Source organism: Ruegeria sp. H7 (assembly GCF_056532945.1).
In genome coordinates this window covers 626730-643809 of record NZ_JBQFNZ010000001.1, presented here as the reverse complement: position 1 = coordinate 643809, position 17080 = coordinate 626730, and the positions used below count along the sequence as shown (strand labels likewise).

The window sequence follows — 17080 nt, the reverse complement described above, 5'->3', positions numbered from 1 at the left end:
TCATGATCGAGACGATGATCTGCGCCCTGATTACGGTGCTGCCCGACTATCTGTTCCGCCGCTTTGTCCAAGGTAAGCGGATCGGGCATGAGATTACGTTGTTTACCATGTGGTATGAATTGCGCTGGGGGCTGACCACCTGTGCCATTCTGGCCCTGACGGTAATCACCACGCTGTTCTATTTCCACCCGGCCAGCACAACCGCTGCGTCCTATTTCCGGACGGTCACCATCCTGCCGCAACTGGGTGGGCGCGTGTCCGAGGTCTACGTTCGCAACAACGAATTGGTGCAGGCGGGCCAGCCGATTTTCCGGATCGAGGATTTCACTCAGCAGGCGCAGGTTCAGGCCGCGCATGCGCAGGTTGCTCAGGTGCAGGCCTCGCTGAAAGTGGCCGAAACCGATCTGGCCGAAGCCGACGCCGGGATCGCCGGTGCCCGCGCCGCGCTGGATCAATCGCTTGAGGATCTGGAACGCAATACCACGCTGCGGGATGAAGGATCGAGCGCCGTTCGTCTGACCGAGATCGAGCGGTTGGAGAATCTGGTAGAGGAGCGCGAGGCGCAGGTCACGGCTGCGGAATCCCGGCGTGCGGCGGTGGTTCAGCAGATCGAAGAGTTGATCCCGGCCCAGCTAGCCAGCGCCAACGCCCAACTGGACGCCGCGCTGACCGAGTTGGACAAGACCGTGATCAACGCCGGAGTAACCGGTCGGGTCGAACAATTCGGGCTGCAAGTGGGGGATTACGTCAGCCCGCTTTTGCGACCTGCCGGTATTCTGGTGCCGTCGCATTTCGGGCATGACAGGTTTCAGGCTGCATTCAACCAGCTTTCTGCACAAGTCATCAAACCCGGCATGATCGGAGAGCTGGGTTGCATGACCAAACCCTTTACCGTGATCCCGATGGTCGTGGTCGAAGTGCAGGACGTGATCCCCTCGGGCCAGATCCGCCCGTCGGATGAGTTGCGGGACGTGCAGACCAACAACAACCCCGGTTCTATTCTGGTGTATATGGAGCCACTGTATAAAGGCATGACCGACGACATTCCGCCGGGCAGTAACTGTCTGGCAAATGTCTACACCGACAACCACGAACGGCTAGAGCATGAAGACCTTGGGTTTTGGGAAGGGGCCTTCCTGCATGTCGTCGACACCATCGGCGTGGTTCATGCTGCGGGATTGCGTCTGCGCCTGATCCTGATGCCGGTGAACACTCTGGTCCTGACCGGCCATTGATCTGTCTTTGACCCCGGTCGTCAGACCGGGGTCGTATGCGGACCGGTAAAATTCCAGCACGCAAAGCGGTTTGAATTGATCTGTAGGCAGGCCGATGTGCTTCAGGTGACAGATGAAACTTTGAGGATGAATGCCCCGTCAAATCCCCAGTTGTGACGCTGCCAGATTGCGCAGCACCTCATCCGTGCCGCCGCCGATGGTCATCACCTTCACTTCGCGGTAAATCCGTTCCGAGGCCGTCCCCCGCATATATCCCGCACCGCCCAGAATCTGCACCGCCTCATCGGCGCAAAATTTCAGCGCGTCCGTCGCTGTTACCTTGGCCATCGAGGTGCGGGCGACGTGGACGTTCAAGGGGTCAGCGCCCTGCATGTAGCGCCAGATGATGTCATAGGTCAGGGTTCGGGCCGCATCGATCCGGGCCGCCATGTCGATCAGCTTGTGCTGAATGGCCTGACGCGCTGTCAACGGTTTGCCGAAGGCGGTGCGTTGTCTGGCCCAGGCCAGGGCCTCGTCGTAGCAGACCTGCGCCATCGTGTAGGCGTGCACCGCCAGGGCCAGCCTTTCATTGTTGAAGTTTAGCATGGCCGCCAGAAAGCCTTCGCCTTCCATACCCACCAGATTTTCAGCCGGAACGCGGCAATTGTCGAAATGCAGATGCGCGGTGTCCGACGCCCACCAGCCCATCTTTTTCAGTTCTGTCCGGGTCAGCCCCGGCGTGTCGCCTTCGACAACCAGAAACGAGATGCCGGTCATGCTTTGATCGTCAGGATCTGTGCGCACAGCCACGGTCAGTTGATCGGCCTGCATGCCCGAGGTGATAAAGGTCTTTTCCCCGTTCACGATGTAATGGTCACCGTCCCGGATCGCCGTGGTGCGCAGGGCGGCCACGTCCGATCCTCCGCCGGGCTCGGTTATGGCCAGCGCCGCGATGCGGTCGCCTGCGATCACCGGTTTCACGAACTTTTCGAGTAGTGCCGCGTTGCCGCTTTGCGCGATCGGAGGCAGCGCAATCGAAAAAGACCCCAGCGAGGCTGCAACGCCCCCCGCACCACAGCGCGCTATCTCTTCGGTGCCAACCACTTGCATGAACAGATCACCGTTCGCACCGCCTAGATCTTCGGGGAAGGCGACGCCCTGAAATCCAACCTCGGCAGCTTTCTTGTACAGCTCGCGGGGAAGGCGACCGGCGTCTTCCCATGTGTCGATATTGGGCATGATCTCGGCCTCGACAAAGGCGCGCAGGCTGCTGCGGAAGGCCTGATGTTCTGCGCTGAAATGACGGTCGGGCCGCGTATTGTCGTACATGATGCTCTTTCCCCCGAACTGTGATCAGGTGCTTTTTCTGGACTGAACGAATTGCCAGACGATTTTTGAGAACTGGTCGATTTTGGATTGCAGGGCCATCGGGTCAGGCGCAAAACGCGCCTGAATTAACAGCCCGCGCAAATAGGTGCGGCAAAGATCCCAGACCATCACCATCAATTCCGGATCATCGGGATAGGTGGCGCGCAGTTGCTGGTTCAAATCCGCGTCCCACTGCGCCAGCATATCGTTAAGCGCGAATTCCAGATTGGGGTCGGTGCGCGCAGCCACCATCAACTCGACAAAGGCGCGCCCGGCCGAGGTGTTCACAACCCTTGACCACAGCAATTGCGCGATCTGCCCATAGTCCCCGGCGCTGTCCTGACCATGCGCGCGTCCGAAATAGCTGATCGCACCGGCGCGGGCATTGTCCAACATCAGTTCCGCAGCGGCCACGATCATGTCGTGACGGGTTGGAAAGTGATAGTTCACCGATCCGCGCGACAGGCCTGACCGGCTTTGGATCGCGCTGAAACTGGTCTCGGCATAGCCAAGTTGGTCAAGGCATTCGATCACGGAATCCAGAACCGCGCGCCGTGTCGCAACGGCGCGATCCTGCTGGCGACGGGGCGATGTGCCAGTTGCGTCAGACGAAGTCGTGTTGGTTTTCATGTTGACAGGCTGCTCTGGACTTGTGAAAAAAACAGGACGTCCTGTTTTATATGAGAGCCACAGTGCCATATCAATCATCAATTCAGACCAGCAGCGAAACTTTTCACGAAAATCAGGCGGCGATGCTGTCTCTGGTCGAAAAGCTGCGCGAGCTTGAGGCGCGGCCCGTGAAGCTGTCGGAACAGAAACGCGAGCGGTTCGAAAAGCGCGGGCAGATTTTACCGCGCGAGCGTCTGGCCCGGCTGCTTGACCCCGGCATGCCGTTTCTGGCGCTGCACACCATTGCTGGGTATCTGATCGACAGTTCGAAAGAAGAGAAATCGGTGCCGGGGTCTTCGCTGATCGCGGGGATCGGATTTGTGAACGGCGTGCGCTGCATCATCTGGGTGGATGACAGCGGCATCAAAGCTGGTGCGATGGGCGTCAAGGGGCTTGAGGCCGGGCTAAGCGTGCAGCGGTTGGCATTGCGGCACAAGCTGCCCTTTGTTCATCTGGTCGAAAGCGCGGGGGCCGACCTGACCAATTACAAGGTCGAGATGTGGGCGCAGGGCGGCACAGCCTTTGCCAATCTGGCCCGGATGAGCGCTGCAGGCATTCCCACAATCGCAGTTCTGCACGGGGCCTCGACCGCGGGCGGGGCCTATATGCCCGGCCTGTCGGATTATGTGATCGGGGTGAAAAAGAATGGCATGGCGGCTCTGGCCGGGGCCGCCTTGGTCTATGCGGCCACCGGGGAAGAGGCGGACGAGAAAGAGCTTGGCTCGGCCGAGATGCACGCCTCGGTCAGCGGACTGGTCGAGTATCTGGCCGAGGATGATGTGCAGGCGATTGCCATGGCACGCGATGTGGTCGGCAAGCTTGACTGGAACAAGGGCCAGTCCATGCCGCCGCGCCACGCGTTTGAACCTCCGGTCTATGACCCGGCGGAACTGGCCGGGATTGTGCCTGCCGACCCCAAGGTGCCCTATGACGTGCGCGAGGTGGTGGCGCGTCTGGTCGACGGGTCTGAGTTTGAGGATTTCAAACCGGATTTCGGCCCGGCCACCGTCTGTATGCGCGCCTCGATCCACGGGTTTGCCTGCGGCATCATTGGCAATAATGGTCCGATTGATACGCAAGGGGCAAACAAGGCCACGCAGTTCTTCCAGCTTTGCGATCAGGCGGACATCCCGGTCATCTTCCTGAACAACACCACAGGTTACATGGTCGGCACCGCCTATGAACAAGCGGGCATGATCAAGCACGGCTCCAAGATGATTCAGGCAGTCACCAACATGCGGGTGCCCAAGATCACTATGTATATCGGGTCCAGCTTCGGGGCCGGGAATTACGGCATGGCCGGATGTGGCTTTGCGCCCGATTTTCTGTTTGCCTGGCCGAATTCGAAATCCGGTGTGATGGGGGGCGAACAGGCTGCCAAGACCATGGGTGTCGTGCAGGCCATGACCGCTAAGCGCAAGGGCATAGACGTGCCGAAAGAGGCGTTGGAGCAGCAAGGCAAGATCATCCGCCATATATTTGACGAACAATCCGACAGCTTCGTCACCTCGGGGCGTGTTCTGGACCATGGCATCATCGATCCGCGCGACAGCCGCAAGGTTCTGGCCATGTGTCTGGAAACGGTCGAGGAAGGCCGCAATCGCCGTCTCAAACCCAACGCATTTGGCGTGGGGCGGATGTGATGGACGGCGCTGCCTATAAGCATCTGGACCTTGAACAGCAGGGCGGGTGGCTGACGGTCTGGTTCAACGAACCGGCCCGTCGCAACCCGCTGACGTTCGAGCGGATCGATGAGTTGCTGGCCCTCTGCGCCAATTTGCTGGAACGCCGTGACATTCGCGGCGTGGTTCTGCGCGGTCGGGGCGGAGTGTTCTGCGCCGGAGGGGACCTGCGGGCGTTTCAATCCGCTTTCCAAGGAGCGGATGCGCGCGATGAGGTCATCGCGGCGTCGGTCCGTGGGGCTATGGTGTTCGATGCCATCGATCAGTTGCCGCAATTCGTGGTCATCGTGGTCGAAGGGGCCGCCATGGCCGGAGGTTTTGGCATGGTCTGCTGCGGTGATCTGGTGATCGCCGAGGAAAACGCCAAATTAGCCCTGACGGAGACCCGGATCGGCATCGTTGCCGCCCAGATCGCGCCCATGGTGCAGCGGCGGCTGGGGCGGCGTCAGACACGCCGTTTGATGCTGTCTGCTGCCACTCTGACCGGCCAGCAAGCCGTTGAGGTTGGGTTGGTCGATCAGTTGGTCAGCGGCGCAGACGGGATTGATGCGGCCTTGACCGACATTCGGGCGCAGATCACCCATGTATCCCCCAATGCTCTGGCGGTGACCAAGGCGCTGTTGCGCGACATGGAAAGCCTGCCACGACAGGACCAGATTGCCCGCGCCGCCGACGACTTCACCGGGTGCCTGCTGTCGCCCGAAGGGATCGAAGGCGTCACCAGCTTTATGCAGAAACGAAATCCGAAATGGGCCGAGGCCGAAGATGTTTGACACAATTCTGATTGCCAACCGGGGTGAGATCGCCTGCCGCGTCATCGACACCGCTCGGCGGCTGGGCCTGCGGACGGTCGCGGTTTACTCGGACGCGGATCGCGACGCGCGCCATGTGAAACTGGCGGACGATGCGGTTCATATCGGTGGCTCGGCCCCGGCGGACAGCTATCTGCGCGGCGATGCCATCATTGCCGCCGCACAACAGGCGGGCGCACAGGCGATCCATCCGGGCTATGGCTTTCTGTCCGAGAATGAGGCGTTTGCCGCCGCCGTTGGCGCGGCGGGGTTGGCCTTTATTGGCGCACCGGCCAGCGCAATCGCCGCGATGGGCAACAAGGCAGCCGCAAAACGGCTGATGATCGCCGCCGGGGTTCCCTGCGTGCCCGGTTATGAAGGCGAGGATCAATCCGACGCCGCGTTGACCGAAGCCGCCGCCAAAATCGGCTTTCCGCTGATGATCAAGGCCGCCGCCGGTGGCGGCGGGCGCGGGATGCGTATCGTGCATGGTGCCGACGATTTGGCGGCGGGTCTGCAGCTGGCCCGGTCCGAGGCGGAAAACGCCTTTGGGTCCGGCGAATTGATACTGGAAAAAGCCCTCATTGCACCGCGCCATGTCGAGGTTCAGGTCTTTGCCGACGATCACGGCACAACCCTGCATCTGGGCGAACGCGATTGCTCGGTCCAGCGCCGTCACCAGAAGGTTCTTGAAGAAGCGCCATGCCCGGTGATGACGCCCAAGCTGCGCAAGGAGATGACCGACGCGGCAATCGCCGCCGCCCGAGCGGTGGACTATCGCGGCGCGGGTACGGTGGAATTCCTACTGGATGCCTCGGGTGCGTTCTATTTCCTGGAAATGAACACCCGGTTGCAGGTCGAACACCCGGTGACCGAGGCCATCACCGGCCTCGATCTGGTCGAGTTGCAGATCATCGTGGCGCAGGGCCTGCCCCTGCCGTTGACGCAAGCGGATGTGCGGCTTGACGGGCACGCCATCGAGGCGCGTCTCTATGCCGAAGACCCCGGCGCGGATTTCGCGCCCGCGACTGGCCCGATTGCCCTGTGGCAAACACCCGACGGCGAAGGGATGCGCACCGATACCGGCATCGAAACGGGGGGTGAGGTCTCGCCCTTTTACGATTCGATGCTGGCAAAGGTGATCGGCTTCGGCCCCAACCGCGACGTGGCGCGTCGTCGTCTGGTCGCCGGGCTGAAGGAAACCGCGCTGTTGGGTCTGACCACCAATCGCGGCTTTCTGATCGACGCGTTGAACCAGCCCGGTTTCGCCGACGGGTCGGCCACCACGGCCTTTATCGCCGAGACCTATCCCGATGGCGTCGACCCGGTTCAGGCCCGGCCCGCCGATTTCGCGTTGACCGCCGTTCTGATCCATTGTCAGGACCGCGACCGCCTGTTTGCGCGATCCACCGTCGTCAGCGAAGAACTGCTGGACTGGCACAGCGTTGCGCCGCTGCCGAACATGGTCACACTGATCCACGGCGAGGCCGAGGCCAAGGTCTCTGTCTCGCCGGTTGGCGATCATTTCGACGTCCGTTGCGGCGATGACAGCTTTGTCGTGACGGTTCAGGCCATGGGCGACACCAGCGCAACCCTGACGCTGGACGGGCGGCGCGTTACCGTCAGCTTCAACCGCTGGGGCAATGGCCAATTCGGTCTGCGCCGCGACACCGTTGACCTTACCTTCACGATTTTCGATCCGTTGGCCGCGTCAGGCGACGATGCGGGCGGCAGCCGGATCGTGGCTCCGATGCCGGGGGTTGTGGTCTCGATCAACGTCGCGCCTGGTGATGAGATCGAAAAGGGCCAGACGCTGGCCGTTCTCGAAGCGATGAAGATGCAGCACCAGATCACGGCCACTCGCGATGGACAGGTCCGCGAGGTTGTCACCCAGGCCGGTGCGCAGCTGACCGCTGGCGCGCTGATGATCGCGTTGGAGGAAGACACGCCGTGAATTCCGATCTGTGCAAAAATATGGGGCTGGAGTTCCCGCTGTTTGCTTTCAGCCACTGCCGGGATGTGGTCGCTGCGGTGTCGCGGGCCGGTGGGATGGGTGTGTTCGGCGCGGTAATGTACACGCCCGAGCAGTTGCGGCAGGAACTGGAATGGATTGACGCCAACGTCGATGGCAAACCTTATGGCGTGGACCTGATCGTGCCGAACAACCTTGCGGCCTCTGGCGCCGGGCTTGACCCCGACCAATTGTTGGCCGCGTTGCCCGCCGAGCAGAAACAACTGGCCGAACAGGTCCTGCAAAGCCATGGCATTGACACGTCCGGGATTGATGATGATCGGATCAGATTTCTGGATTTCGCCCGCAACATGGATGCAGAAGGCGCGCAGGCTATGCTTGAGGTTGCGTTCTCGTTCCCGATCAAGCTGATCGCAAACGCTTTGGGTGAGCCGCCGAAGATCATGATCGACATGGCGCATGAGCGGGGCGTTCCGGTGGCCGCTCTGGTCGGGGCAAAGAAACACGCCGAACGGCAGATCGCCGCCGGGGTGGATATTCTTGTGGCTGCGGGCGGCGAAGCGGGTGGTCATTGCGGTGAGGTTTCAACCATGGTGCTGACGCCCGAGATCGTCTCGGTCGCGCAGGGCAGGCCGGTTCTGGCGGCGGGCGGTATTGCCACCGGTCGGCAGATGGCGGGGGCGATGGCAATGGGGGCTGCGGGAGCGTGGTGCGGTTCGGTTTGGCTGACAACTGCCGAAGGGGAACCGGCGCAGCCGATCAAGGACAAGATGCTGGCGGCCACGTCCTCGGACACTGTGCGCAGCAAGTCGCGTACCGGCAAGATGTCCCGACAGTTGAAATCGGCCTGGACAGATGCGTGGGAGGAAAGCGAAGTTTCCCCCCTGCCGATGCCGTTCCAGACCATCGTCAGCGAGCCGGCATTGCATCTGACCGAAAAACTGGCCTCAGCCGGGCATGAGGGTGCGACCGAACTGGCGACCTATTGGGTCGGGCAGGCGGTTGGATTGATGAATGAAACAACCTCGGCCGGGCAGGTCGTTCAGGATTTCAAAGCCGATTTTCTGGACGCCGTCGACCGGCTCTATACACTGTTGGAGACATAATGGAACAGGTCACTGCCTTTCTGGAGGAAAGCGAAGCATTGGCTGCCGTAATCGAGGCGCAGTGCAACGGACGTTGGGATGCGCCCACCCAGTTCAAGGGGTGGACGGTGAATGATGTGTTGGTGCATCTGCATTTCTGGAACCGGGCTGCCGATCTGTCGCTGACCTCGGCGGATGCGTTCAATGCGATGCTGGGTGAAAGCCTGCCCAAAATCCAGACACTCGGGTTTCGGGCCATGGAAAACGCCGCCATCCCGGAACGGGGCGAGGCGCTGCTGACCCTCTGGCGGGATTACTTCCGCGATATGGCCACCCGCTGGCAGGGTGTGGATCCCAAAACGCGACTGCCCTGGGTGGGACCGTCGATGTCGGCGCGTTCGTCCATCAGCGCGCGCCAGATGGAGACCTGGGCCCATGGGCACGAGGTCTTTGACCTGTTCGGCGCGGAACGCGCCGAGAGCGACCGGATCAAGAACATCGTCATTCTGGGCGTCAACACATTCGGGTTTTCGTTCCAACTGCGCGGGAAAGAGGTTCCGCCTGCGATGCCTGCCGTCGAACTGACTGCGCCCTCGGGCGAGGTCTGGCAATTTGGCGACGCATCGGTGGGGCAGATCAGCGGTTCGGCCCTTGGGTTTGCGCAGGCGGTGACGCAGACGCGCAGCTATGTGGACACCGATCTGACCGTTTCGGGTGATCTGGCGCGGGAATGGATGGAAAACGCCCAGTGCTTTGCTGGCCCGCCTGAAACCACGCCGCCGCCCGGATCGCGGTTCCGGCAATAAACAGTCCTGACTCCGGAAAGGACGAGATGCAGCCGATCGACGCCAATACCCTGAAGCCCGTACCGCTTCACCTGATCGACACCGTCAGGCGTCTTGGGGATGCGCCCGCCTATTGGCACGAGGTTGATGGGGATTGGCAATCGCAAAGCTGGTCGGGGTTCGGGGCCGAGGTGGAACGGGCGGGTCGTGCATTGATCGCCTTGGGGCTTGACCCCGGACAGGTCGTTTGCATTCTCGGCCGCAATCGCCCGGAATGGGTGGTCATGGCCCATGCCGCAATGGCGGCCGGGTGCAATCCGACAGGGATCTATTTCACCTCATCAGCCGAAGAGGTCGATTATATCATCCGCCATTCGGATTGCCCGTTGGTCTTGTGCGACACTGACGAAAACCTGTCGCGGGTGCAATCGGTGCGGGCAGATGCCCCGGGTCTGCGCCACGTCGTGTCCATGAACCAACAGGTGGCCGAGGCCGATGTGCTATCCTGGCCTGATTTCCTTGGGCTTGGCGGGGCAGAGTTTCAGCCCGAATTGGACGCCCGCCGCAATGCGCTGACGCTGAAAGACACGGCACTTCTAGTCTATACATCGGGGACCACCGGGAAACCGAAGGCGGTTGTGCTGTCGCATCGCGCCGCGATCTGGATAACGCAGACGCTTGGTGAGTTCATGCAGGTCAAGGACGGCGCGCGTATGCTGTCATACCTGCCGCTGGCCCATATTGCAGAGTTCAACAACTCGATTTTGGGCCAAGCCGTGTTTGGAAGTCAGGTCTGGTATTGTCTGGACCCTTTGACCATGCGCGATGTGCTGCCCCTGTGCCGCCCAACGGTGTTTCTGGGCGTGCCGCGCGTCTGGCAGAAGATCGAAGAACGGATCACCACGGGTGTTGCTGCGGCAAAAGGGGCCAAAGGCGCGATGGCGCGCTGGGCATTGGGTGTTGGGCAGGAGGTGGCTCAAAAGCGGCTTGGGGGTCAAAAGCCCGGCTTTGGCCTTGCGCTGCAATACCGTCTGGCTGATCGGCTGTTGCTGAGAAGGGTGCGCCGCGCATTGGGGCTGGCGGATTGCGGTACGATCCTGTCCTCTGCGGCGCCGATCTCGGTCCAGACACTGCAGTTCTTTTCCGGCCTTGGCATCGATGTTTACGAAGGCTACGGCCAGTCCGAGGCCTGCGGCCCCAGCACGATGAACTGCGCCAGCGCCAACCGATTGGGCAGTGTCGGCAAACCTCTGCCGGGCATCGAGGCGCGTATTGCCGAGGATGGCGAGATTCTGGTGCGTGGTCCAAACGTCTTTGATGGCTATCTGAAAGACCCTGAATCCAGCAGCGAAACCCTGACCGAAGATGGCTGGCTTCACACGGGTGACTTGGGGCAGATCGACGGGGATGGGTTTGTCACCATCACCGGGCGCAAGAAGGAAATTCTGATCACCACCGGCGGCAAGAACATCTCGCCCGCCGCGATTGAAAATGACCTGACGGATATTCCGCTGGTCGAACACGCTATGTTGCTGGGAGATGGGCGCAAATTCGTGGCCGCGCTGCTGAGTATCTCGGAAGATGCGCTGGCCGCCTTTGCCAAGGCTGAAGGGTTGGACAATCCGACACCGTTGCATCCCCGCGTGCAAGAGGTTGTCGCTGCCGCCATTGCCCAGATCAACCCTCGTTATTCTCGCGTCAATCAGGTGCATGAATTCCGTATTCTGGACCGACCTCTGTCTCAGGACGCCGATGAACTGACCCCGACCCTTAAGATGAAGCGCCGGGTGATCGAGGAAAACCATGCCGCTTTAATCGATGCAATCTATGCAAATCCCCCCGAACAGGAGCCTTTATGAGCCCCCATTTGAACGACCCAACCACCCCCATCAAACCCGCTGCGTTTGGTGCCTGCCACGGCCTTGACCATGGATAAGGCGATCCTGACCTGTGCGCTGAACGGTGTGCTGACCAACCCGATGCAGCATCCCGTTCCGGTTACCCCCGAAGACTGCGCAGCCTCGGCGCGTGAAGCTTATGATGCGGGGGCGTCGATCATTCATGTCCACTACCGGGATCAGGGCCCCGGTCGCGGCCACTTACCCAGCTGGGATCCAAAAGTTGCCCGTGACATTACAGATGCAATCCGCGATGCCTGTCCGGAAGTGCTGATCAATTCGACCACCGGCTTGCCCGGTGCGGATATCAGCGCGCCGGTTGGTGTGTTGCGTGAACTCAGGCCCGAGATTGCGGCCTGCAATGCCGGGACGCTGAACTACCTCAAGCTGCGGGCCTCGGGCGATTGGGCCTGGCCACCGATGGTCTTCGATAACCCGCCCGAAAAGGTGCAGGGCTTCTTGGACGTAATGGCAGAGACCGGAAGCATCCCAGAGTTTGAGTGCTTTGACGTGGGCATTGTCCGTTCGGTCGAGATGTATGTCCGTGCGGGAATGGCCAGGCAAGCACAGTATAACCTTGTGATGGGTGTCGCATCGGGCATGCCGGTGGATGGTGATCTGCTGCGTCTGCTTCAGAAATACATGATCCCCGGATCAAAATGGCAGACAACGTTGATCGGACGGGCGGATATTTGGCCAGTGCACCAGCTAAGCGCCGAGTTGGGTGGTATGTTGCGCACCGGGGTTGAGGACACGTTCTATCTGCCGTCGGGCGACAAAACCTCGGGCAACGGGCAGTTGATCGAAGCGCTGGCCACATGTGCTGGCAACGCCGGGCGCGCAGTCGCATCCCCGGCCGAGGCGCGCGCGATCTTGGGGATTGGCTGACCAGCCAGGCCGATTTCGTCTGCGTGCGATCAGCCTGCCACGCTTGCTTGGCCGAAAAAGCATGAGCCATTATTGACTCATGCTGCACTAGCACAATAGGAGGGGTCGGTCCGGTCGCATCGGGTGACCGGCACAGCTTTCCCGATGGAGCATATCGAAATGTCTGAACTGCGTGACACCGCAATGTCGTCCAAGGCCTGGCCTTTTGAAGAGGCGCGCCGGTTGCTCAAGCGCTATCAGAAGAATGCTCCGGAAAAGGGCTATGTTCTGTTTGAAACGGGCTATGGCCCTTCGGGCTTGCCGCATATCGGCACGTTTGGTGAAGTCGCGCGGACCACGATGGTCAAGCGCGCGTTCGAGGCGCTGTCGGATATCCCCACCAAGCTGATCTGTTTCTCGGACGATCTGGACGGTATGCGCAAGGTTCCGACCAATGTGCCGAACCCTGAGATACTTGAACAGCATTTGCAGCGTCCGCTGACCTCGGTCCCGGATCCGTTCGGCGAATACGACAGCTTTGGCGCGCACAACAACGCGATGCTGCGGCGGTTTCTTGATACCTTTGGGTTCGATTACGAGTTCTACTCGGCCAAGGAATTCTACGAGTCCGGGCAGTTTGACGAGATCCTCAAGCGCGCGGTCGAACGCTATGACGAGATCATGGCAATCATGCTGAAAAGCCTGCGCGAAGAGCGTCAGCAGACCTATTCGATCTTCCTGCCGCTGCACCCGGAAAGCGGGCGGGTCATGTATGTGCCGATGAAAAAGGTCTGCGCCGAGACCTTCACGGTGACCTTTGACGATGAAACCGGCAAGGAATGGACCGTGCCCGTCACTGGCGGCCACGTGAAGCTGCAGTGGAAGCCGGATTTCGGCGCGCGCTGGGCGGCGCTGGGCGTCGATTTCGAGATGTACGGCAAAGAACACGCGACCAACGAAAAGATCTATGACGCGATCTGCCGTGCGTTGGGTGGCCGTGCGCCTGAGCATTTCAGCTATGAGCTGTTTCTGGATGAAAACGGTCAGAAGATCTCCAAGTCCTCCGGCAATGGCGTTTCGATTGACGAATGGCTGACCTATGCACCGACCGAGTCGCTTGCCTACTTCATGTACCAAAAGCCAAAAACGGCCAAGCGGATGCATTTTGATGTGATCCCAAAAGCTTATGACGAGTATCATCAACAGTTGCGTGCCTATCCGGGTCAGGACCTGAAGGCGCAGTTGAACAACCCGGTTTGGCATATCCATGGCGGAGAAGTGCCCGAGTCGACCCTGATGGTACCCTTTGCGATGTTGCTGAACCTGGCATCAGTGTCCGGGGCCGAGGACAAAGAGGCGTTGTGGGGTTTTATCCGCCGTTACGCGCCCGACGCGACTGCGGAAAGCCATCCCGATCTGGATCAGGCGGCGGGCTTTGCCGTGCGCTACTTCAACGACTTCGTCAAACCGACCCGCAAGCACCGCGCGCCAACCGATCAGGAACGCGAAGCGCTGGAGGCGCTGAAAGCTGCGCTTGAGGCCTATGACGGCCCGGTCGAGGACGAGGCGCTGCAATCAGTGGTCTATTCCATCGGACGCGAGCGGTTCGACCCGATGCGCGGTTGGTTCACGGCGCTTTATGAGGTGCTGCTGGGGGCCTCGCAGGGGCCGCGCTTTGGTGGTTTCATCGCGCTTTACGGCGTGGCCGAGACGATCGCACTGATCGACAAGGCCCTGGCCGGAGAGCTGGTCTGATTTGACCTGATCCCGCTTGGGGCTACCCTTCCGTCAGGAGGTGGCCCCATGCGTCGATTTTTGCTTGCTGTATCCCTGAGTGTCGCTCTGGCTTCGGGTGCCTATGGTCAGAGCGAAGAGATCGAGGCCAATATCGCGGCGCAGATCGAAGCGTTCGAAGCCGATGATTTCGCCACCGCCTTCACCTTTGCCAGCCCGAATATCCAGCGCCTGTTCCAGAATCCCGACAACTTTGGTGCCATGGTGCGCAACGGCTATCCGATGGTGTGGCGGCCGTCCGAGGTGCGGTTTCTGGAACTGCGCGAGATTGCGGGCGCGCTGTGGCAAAAGGTCATGATCGTGGATGGTGACGGCCGGGTTCACATTCTCGACTACCAGATGATCGAGCAGGAAAACGGTTGGAAAATCAACGGCGTGCAATTGCTGGGCAATTCCGACCCATCAGCCTGAGGCAACGCCACCGTCACGGTGGGATGAGCCGCAGTTAATCCCTTTTGGATACTCAGACTTTCGCGTTCGGGGTGGACCCGGGCTGAGGGTTTGAACGTGTCGCTGTTCTGTGCGGCGCGATTGGGAAAGGGATTTCTATGAACAAGGCAATCACCGACGGCATCGTTTTCATGCCGCCTCAATTCGCGGATGGTCTGGGGGTTTGGTCTGCGGGGGACGGGACACCGGGCTCTCCCACCTATGCCGGGTCGGGCACGGGGGCATTTGTGCCAGCGGATGCGGATTTTGGCGGCTGTCTTGAGATTCTGAAGGTCAATCCAACGCAGCAATTGCGCTATATGGGCCAGACACCGCTGCTGCCTGGTTGCTATTTGCAGATCAAGGCGCGGGTCAAAGCCGTCAGCGGTCCGTTGCCCGAGGTTCGGATTGCGGCCTGGGCCGGCGGGGCCGGGGATACAAACCTGACCGGCGTGATCGAAGAGGGGCCGGCGACGCAACTTTCAGGCTACGGGGCGGTGCATGAAATCACCGCAATCGTCGGCTCCGGGCGTCGCCCCGGGGTGGACATGCCCTGGGGTGTCGATGCGCTGTACGGCCATTTTGGTCTGGATATCCTTGGTGCCAACGGCGCACTGGTGCGGGTCGATGACATCGAGATCACGGATGTGACCGGCGTGTTCCTGCGCGAGATGATCAGCGTTGTGGATGTGCGCGATTACGGGGCCATTGGCGACGGCGTCACCGATGACTCGGCTGCGTTCGAAGCGGCGGATCAGGCTGCGGGCGGTCGTCGGGTTTATGTTCCGCAGGGCACGTATCATTTGGCCGAAAATACCAGCATGGCGTCCGAGATGGATTTCGAAGGCACGGTGACCATGCCCGACGACAAGATGCTGCTGTTGACCAAGAATTTCGATCTGCCTGCCTACATCACCGCTTTCGGGGATGAGGAACTGGCCTTCAAAAAGGCATTTCAGGCTTTGCTGAACAACTCGGACCACGACTCGCTGGATCTTGGCGGGCGCAAGGTCGCGGTGACGGGGCCGATTGATATGGCGGCGGCTGTGCCCAACAAGCAAGGCTTCTCCACCCGACGTGTGATCCGTAACGGACAGTTCGACGTCAAAAGCAGCACGGATTGGGACACCGAGACCTTCACCTCGGTCGCCACCTATGACCCTTCCGACAATACCCGCCTTACGGATGTGGCCAATGTGGCGAATATCCCTGTTGGATCACTGGTGCAGGGCGCAGGCGTGGGGCGCGAGATTTACGTGCGATCCAAGGATGTCGGTGCGGGCGAGATCACGCTGAATGCGCCGATCTATGACGCCTCGGGCACGCAGACCTATACGTTCCAGTCCTTCAAATATCTGCTGGATTTCAGCGGCTTCAGTACGCTGCGCAAATTCGGCATGGAGCAAATCGAATTCCAGTGCAACAGCCGGTGCAGCGCCATCCGTCTGGCGCAGTCGGGCAGCACGTTTTCGCTGAACGATTGTTTCATCAGCCGCCCCAAAGATCGCGGCATCTCGTCAACCGGGACCGGGTGCAAGGGGATGCTGATCGACAATTGCCAGTTCCTGTCCGCCGAGGAATCCTTCACCGTGCCCGAGCGTAACTCGATTGCGCTGAACACAAACGCGAATGACATCAAGCTGCGCCATAACCGCGTCGTAAGGTTCAAGCATTTCGCCGTGGTGGGCGGCGACAACAACATGATTTTGGGCAATCATTTCTTTCAGGGGGACAGCATTCCGCAGGGCGTTCGCACCGCTGGCCTGATCATGATTGGCACCTACAACAGCTCGACCATTGCCCAGAACTACATCGACAACTGCTTTATCGAATGGAGCAACGAGCGCGACGCAGAACCCAGCTATGTTTCGGGCAATTCGTTCAGCGCCATGAGCATCACGGACAACATCTTCTATTCCAGCGAAGCACCGCCCTGGTTCAGCTATATCGTGGTCCGCCCCCATGGGCCGGGGCATTTTCTGAACGGGCTTTCGGTAACGGGGAACGTGTTCCGGTCAAGCAGCAGCGACATTGAACGCGCCGAGCGGGTGGATACAACGTTTGCTGACCTCAATAAGGATCGCCACGTCAATGTGACGTTCCAGAACAACACCTTTCACGGTATCGACAAGAAAGTAGCGAACCCTCTTCGGCTTCGCCATACACAGAACACGGCTGCCGGGACATGGAGCGTTTGGACCTCTGCCCGCTTGCCATTTAAGGGCAAGGCGCGAAGCTGCGATTCCGTCACCGCGCTGGGGGCGCTCAGAAGTACGCTTGGCACAGTTCGCTATGCCACGCCCTATGTCGATGTCGAGCAGGGGAACAACGAAGACGGTGTTCGCCTGCGGTGGCAGGAAAACCTGAGGGGTACGGCATCTGTTCTGGTGCGAATGGAGCGGTAAGTGCTCAGGCGGTCGCCCCAAGCGGGCGGCCGTCATTCTCTTGCCAAAATTACAAGAATCCAAGGAATTGCGCGACTTATAGGTTTCCTGTGCTAGGCTGAGATCAGCCAAAGGAGGATCA

General features: G+C 60.4%; 13 protein-coding genes. 11 read left to right on the top strand and 2 right to left on the bottom strand.

The genetic code is table 11. The features are described from left to right. Positions 1–2 precede the first annotated feature (2 nt). A complete protein-coding gene (locus tag ACR0AC_RS03035; RefSeq protein WP_480582385.1) occupies positions 3–1235 on the top strand; it encodes an HlyD family secretion protein in 1233 nt (410 codons plus the stop codon). A 138-nt stretch (positions 1236–1373) separates the two neighbouring features. On the opposite strand, the gene ACR0AC_RS03030 is transcribed toward ACR0AC_RS03035, so the two are convergent. Continuing rightward, the gene (locus ACR0AC_RS03030; RefSeq protein ID WP_480625678.1) at positions 1374–2543 is read right to left on the bottom strand and encodes an acyl-CoA dehydrogenase family protein; all 1170 of its coding nucleotides are present in this window, start codon (positions 2541–2543) and stop codon (positions 1374–1376) included. A 24-nt stretch (positions 2544–2567) separates the two neighbouring features. Next, positions 2568–3212 (bottom strand): TetR/AcrR family transcriptional regulator, encoded by a 645-nt coding sequence (locus ACR0AC_RS03025; RefSeq protein ID WP_170452262.1) that lies wholly within the window; start codon positions 3210–3212, stop codon positions 2568–2570. Between the two features lie 62 nt (positions 3213–3274). Between ACR0AC_RS03025 and ACR0AC_RS03020 the strand changes: the two genes are divergently transcribed. The 10 genes from ACR0AC_RS03020 to ACR0AC_RS02975 all read left to right on the top strand — a co-directional run bounded on the left by ACR0AC_RS03020 (position 3275) and on the right by ACR0AC_RS02975 (position 16959). After that, positions 3275–4894: an acyl-CoA carboxylase subunit beta gene (locus tag ACR0AC_RS03020; RefSeq protein WP_480871882.1), complete on the top strand. Its 1620-nt coding sequence runs from the start codon at positions 3275–3277 to the stop codon at positions 4892–4894. Further along, positions 4894–5706, top strand: a complete 813-nt coding sequence (locus ACR0AC_RS03015) for an enoyl-CoA hydratase-related protein (protein ID WP_170622326.1) — start codon at positions 4894–4896, stop codon at positions 5704–5706. The genes ACR0AC_RS03020 and ACR0AC_RS03015 overlap by 1 nt, the downstream gene beginning before the upstream one ends. Continuing rightward, positions 5699–7678, top strand: a complete 1980-nt coding sequence (locus ACR0AC_RS03010) for an acetyl/propionyl/methylcrotonyl-CoA carboxylase subunit alpha (RefSeq protein ID WP_480871880.1) — start codon at positions 5699–5701, stop codon at positions 7676–7678. The genes ACR0AC_RS03015 and ACR0AC_RS03010 overlap by 8 nt, the downstream gene beginning before the upstream one ends. Next, positions 7675–8802: an NAD(P)H-dependent flavin oxidoreductase gene (locus ACR0AC_RS03005; protein ID WP_480871878.1), complete on the top strand. Its 1128-nt coding sequence runs from the start codon at positions 7675–7677 to the stop codon at positions 8800–8802. Before ACR0AC_RS03010 ends, ACR0AC_RS03005 begins: the two co-directional genes overlap by 4 nt. Then, on the top strand, positions 8802–9587 hold the full coding sequence (locus ACR0AC_RS03000) for a TIGR03084 family metal-binding protein (RefSeq protein ID WP_170523153.1): 786 nt from the start codon (positions 8802–8804) through the stop codon (positions 9585–9587). The genes ACR0AC_RS03005 and ACR0AC_RS03000 overlap by 1 nt, the downstream gene beginning before the upstream one ends. A 26-nt stretch (positions 9588–9613) precedes the next feature. After that, on the top strand, positions 9614–11425 hold the full coding sequence (locus tag ACR0AC_RS02995) for an AMP-dependent synthetase/ligase (protein ID WP_480871876.1): 1812 nt from the start codon (positions 9614–9616) through the stop codon (positions 11423–11425). Between the two features lie 69 nt (positions 11426–11494). Next, a complete protein-coding gene (locus ACR0AC_RS02990; protein ID WP_170523158.1) occupies positions 11495–12352 on the top strand; it encodes a beta-keto acid cleavage family enzyme in 858 nt (285 codons plus the stop codon). A 159-nt stretch (positions 12353–12511) separates the two neighbouring features. Beyond that, positions 12512–14086, top strand: a complete 1575-nt coding sequence (locus ACR0AC_RS02985) for a lysine--tRNA ligase (protein ID WP_170453123.1) — start codon at positions 12512–12514, stop codon at positions 14084–14086. Between the two features lie 48 nt (positions 14087–14134). Next, entirely contained in the window at positions 14135–14536 is a 402-nt protein-coding gene (locus tag ACR0AC_RS02980) for a DUF4864 domain-containing protein (RefSeq protein WP_170452248.1), read from the top strand. Positions 14537–14673: 137 nt separating this feature from the next. Beyond that, positions 14674–16959 (top strand): glycosyl hydrolase family 28-related protein, encoded by a 2286-nt coding sequence (locus tag ACR0AC_RS02975; protein ID WP_480871872.1) that lies wholly within the window; start codon positions 14674–14676, stop codon positions 16957–16959. Positions 16960–17080: the final 121 nt, after the last annotated feature.

Coding starts and splice junctions, on each gene's coding strand:
- ACR0AC_RS03035 (WP_480582385.1), top strand. CDS start 3: ATGATCGAGACGATGATCTGCGCCCTGATTACGGTGCTGCCCGACTAT.
- ACR0AC_RS03030 (WP_480625678.1), bottom strand. CDS start 2,543: ATGTACGACAATACGCGGCCCGACCGTCATTTCAGCGCAGAACATCAG.
- ACR0AC_RS03025 (WP_170452262.1), bottom strand. CDS start 3,212: ATGAAAACCAACACGACTTCGTCTGACGCAACTGGCACATCGCCCCGT.
- ACR0AC_RS03015 (WP_170622326.1), top strand. CDS start 4,894: ATGGACGGCGCTGCCTATAAGCATCTGGACCTTGAACAGCAGGGCGGG.
- ACR0AC_RS03010 (WP_480871880.1), top strand. CDS start 5,699: ATGTTTGACACAATTCTGATTGCCAACCGGGGTGAGATCGCCTGCCGC.
- ACR0AC_RS03000 (WP_170523153.1), top strand. CDS start 8,802: ATGGAACAGGTCACTGCCTTTCTGGAGGAAAGCGAAGCATTGGCTGCC.
- ACR0AC_RS02995 (WP_480871876.1), top strand. CDS start 9,614: ATGCAGCCGATCGACGCCAATACCCTGAAGCCCGTACCGCTTCACCTG.
- ACR0AC_RS02990 (WP_170523158.1), top strand. CDS start 11,495: ATGGATAAGGCGATCCTGACCTGTGCGCTGAACGGTGTGCTGACCAAC.
- ACR0AC_RS02985 (WP_170453123.1), top strand. CDS start 12,512: ATGTCTGAACTGCGTGACACCGCAATGTCGTCCAAGGCCTGGCCTTTT.
- ACR0AC_RS02980 (WP_170452248.1), top strand. CDS start 14,135: ATGCGTCGATTTTTGCTTGCTGTATCCCTGAGTGTCGCTCTGGCTTCG.
- ACR0AC_RS02975 (WP_480871872.1), top strand. CDS start 14,674: ATGAACAAGGCAATCACCGACGGCATCGTTTTCATGCCGCCTCAATTC.